The sequence below is a fragment of the Streptomyces sp. NPDC048254 genome, assembly GCF_043201895.1.
Lineage (GTDB): Bacteria > Actinomycetota > Actinomycetes > Streptomycetales > Streptomycetaceae > Streptomyces.
The window spans coordinates 1-11769 of the sequence record NZ_JBICZJ010000038.1; the positions used below are offsets into that span (position 1 = coordinate 1).

Sequence of the window (11769 nt, forward strand, 5' to 3'; positions counted from 1 at the left end):
AACTCACCCCGGAGCCGTTCCACTTCCCCCAGCCTCATACCAAGACGATGCCCACTACCAGGCGAGATCACCCGACGTAACGAAGCACTACTAGGTCGTCGCCCCGCTGTCCGAGGGGCTCGGTGACGGTGAGCGGTCGCCTGGGCGCTGCCACGGGCCGCGGTGGTCGTGCATGCCGCCCCGGCCCATGAAGTCGCCCGAGAACGCGGCCGAGGCGGTCAGCTTGCCGTCGTCGCCGCGGGTGCCGACCAGGAACGCCGTGGCGTCCTTCTTCAGCGAGTCGGCGTCGCCGCGCACCTTGACGTCCGAGCCCACGGTCCACGTCCACGACGTGCCGTCGTCGCTCTTCACCGTGACCTGGTCGCCGTCCGCCTTCTCGACCGTGCCCCGCTGCCAGACCCGTACCACGTACTTGCCGGTGTCCGGGTCCTTGACGGTGGCCTCGCCGTGCACACCCATGCCGCCCATGCCGAACGGGCCGTGCCCGGGGCCGTACCCGTCCGGAGCCGAGGGCGCCGACGGTGCCCCCGAGGCCGCAGGCGGCGTGTCGGGGCCGTTCCCGCCGGAGCCGGCGGCGAACGCCACGGTGCCGCCCAGGGCCAGCGCCCCGACGGCGAAGGCGACGGTCACGGCACGCGCGCGGGCCGGCTGCCGGCGCCACAGAGCGCGCACCCGCGCACCCGGTTCACGGTCCGGTCCCGGTCCGGCGAGCACTTCCCACCCCGGGTCGGCCTGCGGGGGATGGCCCGGCATCGGCGGGACCGACGGTTCGGTTCCGTCGCCGTCACGGCGGTGTTCCTGCTCGGGTTCGTGCGTCACGGCTCGCTCCCATCGGCGAACGGCACGCGGCACAGCGATGCATGCCTCTCTGTGAATTGTGGTGGTTCGCCGATAAGAACCCGGTAATCAGTTCCTGTGAATTCGATGAACCCGCGGGCGGCGGCCACGGAGCCGTCGGCCGTTGCGGCTACGGCAGTTCCTGCGCCCGTGCGATGAGCAGCGCCACGTCGTCGTGGTTGTCGGGGTGGTGCAGCTCCCGCAGCAGCAGGTCGCAGACCTCCTCCAGCGGGCGGGCGGGGTCGTCCAGGAGGGCCAGCAGGGCGTCCAGCCGCTCGTCCAGCGAGTCACTGCGGGTCTCCACCAGACCGTCGGTGTAGAACACCAGCTCGTCGCCGGGCTCGAAGTCCACGGTCGTCGTGGCGAAGGGGATGCCGCCGACGCCCAGCGGGACCCCGGTGGGCAGGTCGAGCAGTTCCGGCGGCCGGCCGGGGCGGACCCGGACCGGGGGCAGATGGCCGGCGTTGGCGATCCGGCACTGCCGCAGCCGCGGGTCGTGCACGGCGTACACGCAGGTCGCGATGGAGTGGTCGAGGCCGGAGGTGGTCTTGTCCAGGTGTTCCAGCAGGACGGCCGGGTCGAGGCCGAGGGAGGCCAGCGTGTTGGTCGCGGTGCGCAGCCGGCCCATCGTCGCGGCCGCGTTGATGCCGCTGCCCATCACGTCGCCCACCACCAGGGCCGTTCTGCCGCCGTCCAGCGGGATGACGTCGAACCAGTCGCCGCCCACCTCGACGGTGGCGCCGGCCGGCTGGTAGCGCGAGGCGACTTCCAGGCCGTTGGTGACCCGGGGGTGGGTGGGGAGCAGGCTGCGCTGGAGGGTGAGCGCGGTGGTGCGGGCGTTCTGGTACCAGCGGGCGTTGTCGATCTGCACGGCCGCGCGGGCGGCCAGTTCCCGGGCCAGCAGCAGATCGTCGTCGTCGAAGCGCGCCGGATTGCGCGTCCGCTTGAGCTCCAGGGCGCCCAGTACCTCGCCGCGGGCGATCAGCGGCACGGCCAGGTACGAGTGCAGCCCGGCCCGGGCCAGCAGCTCGGCCGCCTCGGGGGAGCGGGCGATCCTCGGCAGGTCCTCGTCCTTGACCCGCGGCACCAGGACCGCCTCACCGGTCCGTACGCACAAGGTGACCAGCCGGTCCGGGGCGTACCGGGCGACCGTGCCCGGCGTGTCGGCCGCATGCACCGCGTCCGCGTCCAGCTCCGCGCGCACGGCGAGAGCGCGGAGCATGGCCGGCTCGGCCGGTCCGAGCGTGCTGCGCCGGCCCTCGACCACCGTGTCCAGGAGGCCCACGACCGCCACGTTCGCCAGCTCCGGCACGGCGACGCCGGCCAGCTCGGCGGCGGTGCGCTCCAGGTCCAGGGTGGTACCGATCCGGGTCGAGGCGTCGGCGATCACGGCCAGGCGCCGGCGCGCGTTCTCGGCCTCGACACCGGCCCGGTAGGGCTCGGTGATGTCCACCACCGAGGTGGCCACGCCCAGGACGTTGTCGAGCGCGTCCTCCAGCCGGTAGACCGACAGCGACCAGATGTGCTCCTCGCCCGGGTCGGCCGGCGTCCTGCCCACCGTGGACCGGTCGATCACCGGCTCGCCGGTCCGCAGCACCTGCAGGTACGCCGACTCCAGGGCGTCGGCATCCAGATGCGGCAGCACCTCGCGGAGCGTCCGCCCCACGTGCTCCTCGGCCGGGACCCCGTTGAGCCGCTCCAGCGCCGGGTTGACCGACACGAACCGCAGCTCGGTGTCGAGGACGGCCAGCCCGATCGGCGACTGTTTCACGATCCGCTCGGACAGCGCCACGTCCTGCTCCAGCCGGCGCACGGTCGACTGGTCGGCGGCGAGACCCAGCGCGAACACGTCGCCGTTGGCGTCCATGAGGCGCATGTTGCGGAACTCCACCACATGGGTGGAGCCGTCCTTGTGCCGGATCGGGAAGCCGCCCGCCCAGCTCTGCCCGGTGCTCATCACGTCCGCGAACAGTTTCCCGACCAGATCGATATGGCGTTCGTGGACCATCAGCCGGGCCGCGTACTGCCCGAGCGCCTCGCGGGCCGGGTAGCCGAACAGCTCCTCGGCCTGGGGGCTCCACAGCACGATGCGCCCCTTGGCGTCCAGCACGACCGAGGCCATGCCGAGGACGTCGAGCAGCCCGCCCGGACGCACGGGTCCGCGCACCGGCTCCTCGCCCTCGGCCACTGAAGCCTCGGCTGGACTCATCCCACGCACCGCCTTCGAACCTTCGCACGGCACGCCGTCCCCCGTGCCGACTCCCCTTGTTCTATCGCGCTCACACCCGACTCTCCGACGCCGCCGCCGACTTTTCCACCATCTCTCACCACGGCGGCTTCCGTGCGGCGAAACGACCACCGGTGCGGCAGGGGCGTGAGTTCACCTTCCCGTTCCGCCATTGGTCTGTACATGTCTGTCAGGGGCACGCCAGACTGACCGCCGCACGCGCCTCCCACCCCCCGAACCGAGGAGTAGGCTTCCATGTCCGCGTCCACCCGGCAACGTTGTCGCGCAGGCCTGACCGCCCTGGTCGCCCTCGCCGCGGCCCTCGCCCTCTCGACCGGTCCGGCGTCCGCCGCCGACACCTGGACCGAGACCGGCTCCGACCGCGCCGACCCGCTCACCGAGAGCCAGGGCCTGACCTCGGTCGAGGTCCCCGCCGACAGCGCCAACCGCTACACCGGCGTCGGCACCATCCCGATCGGCGTCTCCAGTCGCGGCTGGAACCACGTCGGCGACCCCGACGAGTCGTACGACGGCTACTACGTCGAGCCCTACCAGGCGGACTCGGGCACCGCCAAGATGTACCGGGTGCAGGCTCCCGACGGCACCTGGTCGGAGTACGTCCACACGCTCGCCTCCGGCGAGGCCCTCAACAACTCCTGGTCCGCCATCACGCCCGACAGCCAGTACATGCTCTCCGGCGAGTACGGCACGATGACCCGCTTCCTGGTCTTCCCGACGCCGGGCGCCAACAAGGGCACCTCGCCTTCCGCGAACCTCCCGCTGGCCTCCGTCGTCAACCTGGACCACGCCGTGCGTGACGTGCAGGGCTGCGACTTCTCCAGCGCCACCACGCTGCTGTGCTCCTCGGACGACCCGGACGGCAGCCTCTTCGGCTACACCAAGCCGCTGCTGCAGATCGACCTGTCCGCCCAGCCCGGGTCGAGCAACGTCACCGGTCATGTCACCGCGCTGCGCCAGCTCCCGCTGCGCAGCTCCTGCTCGGGCACTTTCGAGGCCGAGGGCATCGACTACGACCGGCGCACCGGCACCCTGCGCGTCATCGTGATGTCGCCCGGGTTCTGCATCCTCACGGACAGCAAGACGTACAAGTTCACTCGGGGCTGAGTCCCTTCCCGGGTGGTGCACCGGGTGATGCAGTACCCGGAAATCGGTGCTTTTCTGTTGGCATGGCGCGGTTCGCGGGGGAACCCGTGATTCCGCGCCATCGCCATGAGAGGAGCGATCACCATGGGCCCCGAGCGACTGCACGAGGAACCCGTCTCGCTTGAGATCAGCGGATGCAGCAAGGAAGACGCCCGGATCGTGTTCGACGCGCTGTGCCAGTGCTTCGAGTCCGACCGGGAGGCCGAGGACGTGCCCCAGCAGCTCCACGAGTCCCGCCCGATGGTGTGGCTCGGCACGTTCGAGGTCACCGACGCCCACGAGTGCACCCCGCCGCCCCGGCTCGCGGCCTCGGTCGAGGCCGACGCGCAGGGCGGCTACTGGGCGATCAACCGGCTCCATACGACCCTCGACTCCCTGTTCACGGTGCGCACCCTGTCCTCCGCCTCCGGCGACCAGGAGAGGGAGCTGCACGTCCTGCTCGAAAGCCGGTGACCGGTGATCTGAGACACGTCACCCCGGAGGCTTTGTGCAACTAGTTGCATAATCCGTGCGCGGTCCTTTAGAACTGATGCGAAGACACCGCGCACGGAGGTCCCGATGAGCCGTTACCCGCATCTGCTGCAACCCCTCGACCTGGGCTTCACCACCCTGCCCAACCGCGTGCTCATGGGCTCCATGCACGTGGGCCTGGAGGAGGCCGAGCGCGGTTTCGAGCGGATGGCGGAGTTCTACGCGGCCCGGGCCCGCGGGGGAGTGGGCCTCATCGTCACCGGCGGTATCGCGCCCAACGAGGAGGGCCGGCCGTACGAGGGCGGCGCCAAGCTCACCACCGGGGAGGAGGCCGAGCGGCACCGGGCCGTCACCGAGGCCGTGCACCGCGAGGGCGGCCGGATCGCGATGCAGATCCTGCACTTCGGCCGGTACGCCTACCACCGGGACCTCGTCGCGCCCAGCCCGCTCCAGGCCCCGATCAGCCCCTTCCCGCCTCGCGAACTCACCGACGAGGACGTCGAGCGGACCATCGACGACTACGTCCGCGCCGCCCGCCTCGCCCGGCAGGCCGGCTACGACGGCGTCGAGATCATGGGCTCCGAGGGCTACCTCGTCAACGAGTTCGTCGCCGCCCGCACCAACCACCGCACCGACCGCTGGGGCGGGTCGTACGAGAACCGGATGCGGTTCCCCGTCGAGATCGTCCGGCGGGTGCGCGAGGCCGTCGGCGCGGACTTCATCATCGTCTACCGCCTGTCCATGCTGGATCTGGTGCCCGGCGGCTCCTCCCTCGACGAGGTGATCACCCTCGCCAAGGCCGTCGAGGCCGCCGGGGCGACCATCATCAACACCGGCATCGGCTGGCACGAGGCCCGGATCCCCACCATCGCCACCTCGGTGCCGCGCGGCGCCTACACCTGGGTCACCAAGCGGCTGATGGGCGAGGTCTCCGTCCCGCTGGTCACCACCAACCGCATCAACACCCCGGAACTCGCCGAGGAGCTGCTCGCCCAGGGCGGTGCGGACATGGTCTCCGTGGCCCGCCCGATGCTCGCCGACCCCGACTTCGTCGCCAAGGCCGCGGCCGGCACGCCCGAGGCCATCAACACCTGCATCGGATGCAACCAGGCCTGCCTCGACCACACCTTCAGCGGCAAGATCACCTCCTGCCTGGTCAACCCGCGCGCCTGCCACGAGACCGAACTGGTCCTGGCCCCGACCCGGCTGCGCAAGCGCGTCGCGGTCGTCGGTGCGGGACCGGCCGGCCTCGCCTGCGCGGTCTCCGCCGCCGAACGCGGCCACCAGGTCACCCTGTTCGACGCGGCGGCCGAGATCGGCGGCCAGCTGAACGTGGCCCGCAAGATCCCCGGCAAGCAGGAGTTCGACGAGACCCTGCGCTACTTCCGCCACCAACTCGACGCCCACGGCGTGGACGTACGCCTGAGCACGACCGTCGAGCCCGAGGACGTCACCGGCTACGACGAGGTCGTGGTCGCCACCGGCGTCACCCCGCGCACCCCCGACATCCCCGGCGTCGACCACCCCCGCGTCCTCGGCTACCTCGATGTGCTGCGCGACGGCGCCCCCGTCGGCGACCGGGTCGCGATCCTCGGCGCCGGCGGCATCGGCTTCGACGTCGCCGAGTACCTCACCGACGGCGGCGACAAGGCGAGCGAGGACCCTGCGACGTACTTCCGGCACTGGGGCGTCGACATGGACTACCGGGCACCCGGCGGCCTCGCCGACCCCGAGCGCCCCGCGCCCCCGCGCACCGTCCACCTGCTCCAGCGCCGCACCGGCAAGGTCGGCGCCGGCCTCGGCAAGACCACCGGCTGGATCCACCGCGCCGAACTCAAGCACCGGGGCGTCACCATGGTCCCGGGCGCGCGGTACGACCTGATCGACGACGCCGGGCTGCATGTCACCGTCGACGGGGAGAGCACCGTCCTGGAGGTCGACACCGTCGTGCTGTGCACCGGGCAGGAACCGCGCCGGGACCTGTACGAGGAGCTGGTCGCCGCCGGCTGCCACGCGCACCTCATCGGCGGCGCCGACGTCGCCGCCGAGCTGGACGCCAAGCGGGCCATCAAGCAGGGCACCGAGCTGGCGGCGGCCCTGTAGGGGCCGTCCCTAGGATGAGCCCATGTCACTCCCGCACGCCATCCTCACCGCCCTGCTGGAGAAGCCGTCGTCCGGGCTGGAGCTGACCCGCAGGTTCGACAGGTCGATCGGCTACTTCTGGTCGGCCACGCACCAGCAGATCTACCGCGAGCTGGGAAAACTGGAGGCCGAGGGCTACATCCGCACCCTGCCGGCCGAGCAGCCGGCCCGCGGGCAGAAGAAGAGCTACGAGGTCCTGCCCGCGGGCCGCGCCGAACTCGCCCGCTGGACCGCCGCCTCCCAGGACCCCAAGCCGCAGCGGGACGTGCTGCTGCTGCGGCTGCGCGCGGCGGCGGTCGTCGGCACCGACGGACTCGAGGCCGACCTGCGCCGCCATCTGGAGCTGCACCAAAGGCAGTTGGCCGAGTACGAGGAGATCCAGCGGCGGGACTTCCCGCCGGGCAGGGACGCCCCCGAGGACCGGCTGCGGCACCTGGTGCTGCGGGCCGGCATCGACCTGGAGTCCTTCTGGACACAGTGGCTCGGCCAGGCCCTGCGGGAGTTCGGCGAACTCCCGGAGACCTGAGCGGGGTCAGAGCCGGTACGGCTTCGAGCGCTTGCGCAGGTACCAGCCGGTGGCGATGACGCCCGAGCCGACCAGCGCCGCGCCGATGCCCAGCGTGAGCGGGCCGTAGTCGCGGGCGGCGCCGCCCAGACCGCCCATCACGCCCCGGGACGGCGCGGCCGACCTGGTGGTGGAGGAGGTCGTCGGCGGCGCGGCGGCGGTTCCGGACACGATCACCGACTGGGTGCCCGCCGTACCGCCGTTGGAGCAGACGACGACCACCGTGTAGGTGCCCGGCGACACGCCCGACCAGGCGGCGGACTGGCTCACCGTCGTGCCCGCCAGGGCCGCCTGCCGCCCTTGGGCGAAGGCGGTCTGACCGCTGTTGAGCAGCGAGGCGTTGCCCCAGCTGCCGCCGCTCTGCGTGCAGGCGCTGGTGACCACCGAGACCTGGGTGCCGGTGGTGCTCACCGAGATGCCCGAGATGGCGGCGGACGGCCCGGCGAGCCAGGTCGGGAGCGCGGCGGCGGCCGCCAGGGTCAGGCCGGAGCGGAGGAGAAGTCGTGAGTTTCGCATGTGGCTGCCCTCCGGCGGCACGGTAGGCGGAACGTCCCTTGCGCCGCCGAGGATCGGAGACTCCCGTGCTGCCTCAGGGTCAGCCAAGGCGGCCCCGGCCCGCGCCGCACCCGGGGACGGCCGTCCAGGTGATCTATTCCTCCGCCCGGCCCAGGCCGGGGGGCGGATCACGCACCCGTCGTCACGGCCCGCTGCGCCGACCAGCCGCCCCAGGTCCCGTCCGGCAGCCGCGCCCGCAGCCGCACATGGTGCACGACCCCATGGTCCCGCCCCACATAGAAGCTGTAGGTCGAGTGGCCCTTGGGCGGGGTGCCGCCCCAGACCAGCGAGGTCGTCGTACCGCTGTCGAGCCGGATCTGGTACTCCGTGATCACCCCGTCCAGGCGCGGCGGATCCCAGGCCAGATCGAGGTAGTACGCCCCGCTCTCCTCGTGGCTCTTGGCCGTGAACCCGGTCGGCGCGGTGTTCCGGCCGTCGTCGCTGCCCGGTGTGGCCAGGCGCACCGCCGCGCCGGCCGGCGAGAGGTTGTCGGCCGCGTCCCGGGCCCGGACGGTGAACACATAGCGCGTACCCGGCCGCAGCCCCGTGACCACGGTCGCGGTCTGGTTCCCGCCCACACTGTGGATCTTCGCACCGCCCTGGTAGATGTCGTACGACACCACCGCCCGGTCGTCCTTCGCGGCGCCCCAGGACAGCTGCACCGCACGGCTGCCCACGGCCCGGCCGCTCGGGTGCACCGGACGGGTCGGCGCCGAGCGGTCCGCCGCGACCACCGCCGGCGTCGTCGCCCGCACCGCACGGCTGCGCGGGCCGAGGCTGCCGTCCTCGCCCCGCGCCCGGACGGTGAAGGCATACATGGTGGACGGCCTGAGCCTGGTGACGTCCACCATGTGCTGCGACCCCGGCACTTCGACGACCTTCGTGGTGCCGCGATATACCTCGTAGACGCGGACGCCCGAGCCGGCCGGCAACGCGTTCCACATCACGTGCACGCTCGTCGCGCTCCCGGCCGCCGCGGTGACCCCCGTGGGGGCGCCGGGCAGCCGGCCGCTGTCGCCGTCGGCCGTACCGCCCCAGCCGCAGGAGGTCATGAACAGCAGGGCGCAGACCAGGACGACAACTCGGCGCACGGTTCCGCCTCCCCGGGGACGGCAGTACGGCAAAGGTCCGGACCAATATGGCCTGCCCGGGATGCGGACATCAAGAGGGCCGTATTGGAGACAGCGGGGGAGAGTTACGTATGCTGAGGGCTCTACGGCCGAACTTCCCGAGAGGGAAGGGGAGTTCGCGCCCGTGGCGCGGAACGCTGTCGTCGCTGATCCCGCGCCGACGCGGGCGGCCGGGGCGACTGGGCTGACACCGGCTCAGCGCCCCGGCCCCTGACGGATTCTCACGGAGTGTCACTTCGTTGCTCCGAACGGCCCTCTACGGCCTCCGCTTCCTGGCCCGGCCGCCCCGCCCCCACCACATTGGACCGGTTGACTCCATGTCCCCCACGGAGAGGGTCCCTCATCGTGCGTCTCCAGACGCTGACGCTGGCCACGGCCGGCGCCGCCCTGCTCGCCCCGACCACCCTGCCCGCCCCCGCCGCCTCGCTCACCGCCCCCGGAGCACGGCACCGCATCACCGCCACCGACCTGCGGGCCCGGATGCGCGACTGCACCGAGGTGTCCAAGGGCCGCTATCGCACCGACGCCGGAACCGCCGCCACCGTCCCCGTGTGCGGCACCGACCAGGCCGTCTTCTGGGAGGCCGACCTCGACATCGACTGCGACGGCCAGGTCACCGACCACTGCAACCGCACCGCCGACCCGGCGTTCTCCGCCGCCACCGCCTTCCAGCAGTCCGACGGCAGCCACCTCAACGCGGAGACGCTGCCCTACGTCGTCGTACCGGGCCCCAGCAGCCGCTGGGACTATCGGAAGTCCGGCATCGAGGGCGGTGCGGTCGTCGCCGTGATCTACAAGGACCGGGTGCAGTACGCCGTCGTCGGCGACACCGGACCCAGCGACATCATCGGCGAGGCGTCGTACGCCACCGCGAAGGGGCTGGGCGTGGACCCGGACCCGCGCGTCGGCGGGGTGCCCTCCGGTGTCACCTACATCGTCTTCAAGGACTCCGTGATCAAACCGATCGAGGACGGCGACGCGGCGCAGGCGGAGGGGGAGCGCCTGGCCGCGCTGTTCACCGAGGGCGGCTGACCGGCCGCCCCCGGCCCGGGGGTCAGACGGCCGCCCAGCCGTTGTCCACCGGCAGGATCGCGCCGTTGATGTTGCCGGCCGCGTCCGAGGCCAGGAAGACGATCGCGGCCGCCTGCTCCTCGGGTTCGGAGACCTGGCCGGCGTTGCCGAAGTACGGGCCGAGCGCGGCCGGCCCGTGGGCGCCCTCCGCCAGGTCGAGCTCGATCCCGGTCCTGGTGCCGCCGGGGGCGATGGCGTTGGCCCGGATGCCCTGGTTGCGGTACATCACCGCCAGGTTCTTGGTCAGGCCGACGACACCGTGCTTCGAGGCCGTGTAGGCCGCGCCGGCCGCGCTGCCGCGCAGACCGGCCTCGGAGGCGGTGTTGACGATCGCGCCCCGGCCGGCCGTCAGCATGTGCGGCAGCACCGCGCGGGTGAGCAGGAACGGCGCGGTGAGGTTGACCCGTATCACCCGCTCCCACTCGGCGTCGCTCACCTCGCCCAGCGCCGACATCCGGTCCATGATCCCGGCGTTGTTCACCAGCACGTCCACCGCGCCGAACCGCGCCACGGCGGTCGCGACCACCTCGTCGACCACGGACCGCTCACTGAGGTCGCCGGTGACGGCGACGGCCGTACCGCCCGCCTCCTCGATCTCCTTGACCGTGGCGCCGGCGCCCTCGGCGTTCAGGTCGGCGACCACGACCCGGGCGCCCTCCCTGGCGAAGGCCAGCGCGGCGGCCCGCCCGATCCCCGATCCCGCGCCGGTGACGATGACGGCGCGCCCGTCGAGTCCGCTGGCCATGTGGTGCTCCCATCAGGCGGTTCGAGGGCGTCCTGCGCCCGGTGACGGGCACACCCTACGACTTAATGACATCGAGCGACATGAAGTCGCGGCCGGAATTTTCCGTGCTTCGGCTCCTCGGAGAGAATCTCGGTGCAGCAGTCGCCGGAACCGGAGGGACAGATGACCGCAGGGGGACGCACGGGACGGCCGCCGCTCACCGAGGAGCGCAAGGCAGAGACCAGACTGGAGATCGCCCGTGCCGCGGTGGACCTGTTCGTCGCGCAGGGGGTGGCGGCGACCACGGGCGAGCAGATCGGCCAGGCGGTCGGGGTCTCCGCACGTACGGTGTGGCGCTACTTCCCGAGCAAGGAGGCCTGCGTACGGCCGCTGTTCGCGGCCGGCATCGAGACGGTCGCCGACTGTCTGCGGGCCTGGCGGCCGGGCCGGCCGCTGGAGGAGGCCTTCGAGAGCGCCGTACCGACCGACAGCCGCCTGGTGCGCGGCCCCGACCGTGCCACCATCGGCGCCCTGGTCCGCCTGACCCGCACCGAGCCGGGCCTGCGTGCGGAGTGGCTGGGGACCTACGACGAGGCCGAACCCGCGTTCGCCCGGGCCCTCGCCGAGCGTGCGGGCCTTCCCGCCGATGCTCTCCGTCCGGCCATCCAGGCGGCCATGTTCAACGCGGCCCTGCGCGCGGCCGTCGAGCACTATGCCTGGCGGGTCGCCGACGGGACGACGGACCCGGCCACGGCGGAGGCCGAACTCGCGGCGACCATGCGCGCGGCCTTCGCGGTCGTGGCGGGCGGTCTCGCCTAGGGAGGCGGGGCGGGAGCCGCTGTCCCGGCACGCGGTGGGCGTGCCGGGACAACCGCTCCTGTGT

Annotated in this window: 11 protein-coding genes; 6 read left to right on the forward strand and 5 right to left on the reverse strand. The window is 72.4% G+C overall.

Features of this window, described 5'->3' with window-relative positions:
• Window positions 1-90: 90 nt before the first annotated feature.
• Together ACGFZQ_RS51085 and ACGFZQ_RS51090 are read right to left on the reverse strand one after the other, a co-directional pair.
• Window positions 91-819 (reverse strand): hypothetical protein, encoded by a 729-nt coding sequence (locus tag ACGFZQ_RS51085; RefSeq protein ID WP_393846342.1) that lies wholly within the window; start codon window positions 817-819, stop codon window positions 91-93.
• A 148-nt stretch (window positions 820-967) separates the two neighbouring features.
• Entirely contained in the window at window positions 968-3046 is a 2079-nt protein-coding gene (locus tag ACGFZQ_RS51090) for a SpoIIE family protein phosphatase (protein ID WP_393846343.1), read from the reverse strand.
• Between the two features lie 273 nt (window positions 3047-3319).
• On the opposite strand from ACGFZQ_RS51090, the gene ACGFZQ_RS51095 reads away from it, so the two are divergent.
• The 4 genes from ACGFZQ_RS51095 to ACGFZQ_RS51110 all read left to right on the forward strand — a co-directional run bounded on the left by ACGFZQ_RS51095 (window position 3320) and on the right by ACGFZQ_RS51110 (window position 7367).
• Window positions 3320-4189, forward strand: coding sequence for a hypothetical protein (locus ACGFZQ_RS51095; protein ID WP_393846344.1), 870 nt, complete (start codon window positions 3320-3322; stop codon window positions 4187-4189).
• 123 nt (window positions 4190-4312) lie between these two features.
• Window positions 4313-4681, forward strand: a complete 369-nt coding sequence (locus ACGFZQ_RS51100; RefSeq protein ID WP_393846345.1) for a hypothetical protein — start codon at window positions 4313-4315, stop codon at window positions 4679-4681.
• Window positions 4682-4786: 105 nt separating this feature from the next.
• Window positions 4787-6802: an FAD-dependent oxidoreductase gene (locus ACGFZQ_RS51105; protein ID WP_393846346.1), complete on the forward strand. Its 2016-nt coding sequence runs from the start codon at window positions 4787-4789 to the stop codon at window positions 6800-6802.
• Window positions 6803-6824: 22 nt separating this feature from the next.
• Window positions 6825-7367 (forward strand): PadR family transcriptional regulator, encoded by a 543-nt coding sequence (locus tag ACGFZQ_RS51110; protein ID WP_351736227.1) that lies wholly within the window; start codon window positions 6825-6827, stop codon window positions 7365-7367.
• Between the two features lie 6 nt (window positions 7368-7373).
• Here ACGFZQ_RS51110 and ACGFZQ_RS51115 read toward each other — a convergent pair whose 3' ends face one another.
• Both ACGFZQ_RS51115 and ACGFZQ_RS51120 read right to left on the reverse strand, forming a co-directional pair.
• Window positions 7374-7922, reverse strand: a complete 549-nt coding sequence (locus ACGFZQ_RS51115) for a hypothetical protein (protein WP_351736226.1) — start codon at window positions 7920-7922, stop codon at window positions 7374-7376.
• 167 nt (window positions 7923-8089) lie between these two features.
• Window positions 8090-9052, reverse strand: a complete 963-nt coding sequence (locus ACGFZQ_RS51120; RefSeq protein WP_393846347.1) for a fibronectin type III domain-containing protein — start codon at window positions 9050-9052, stop codon at window positions 8090-8092.
• Window positions 9053-9436: 384 nt separating this feature from the next.
• On the opposite strand from ACGFZQ_RS51120, the gene ACGFZQ_RS51125 reads away from it, so the two are divergent.
• The gene (locus ACGFZQ_RS51125; RefSeq protein WP_393846348.1) at window positions 9437-10123 is read left to right on the forward strand and encodes a glycoside hydrolase family 75 protein; all 687 of its coding nucleotides are present in this window, start codon (window positions 9437-9439) and stop codon (window positions 10121-10123) included.
• Between the two features lie 22 nt (window positions 10124-10145).
• Here the strand turns inward: ACGFZQ_RS51125 and ACGFZQ_RS51130 are convergent, their stop codons facing one another.
• Window positions 10146-10907 carry an SDR family NAD(P)-dependent oxidoreductase gene (locus ACGFZQ_RS51130; RefSeq protein WP_393846349.1) on the reverse strand — a complete coding sequence of 254 codons (762 nt, stop codon included), beginning with the start codon at window positions 10905-10907 and terminating at the stop codon, window positions 10146-10148.
• A gap of 162 nt (window positions 10908-11069) precedes the next feature.
• Between ACGFZQ_RS51130 and ACGFZQ_RS51135 the strand changes: the two genes are divergently transcribed.
• A complete protein-coding gene (locus tag ACGFZQ_RS51135) occupies window positions 11070-11705 on the forward strand; it encodes a TetR/AcrR family transcriptional regulator (RefSeq protein WP_393846350.1) in 636 nt (211 codons plus the stop codon).
• Window positions 11706-11769: the final 64 nt, after the last annotated feature.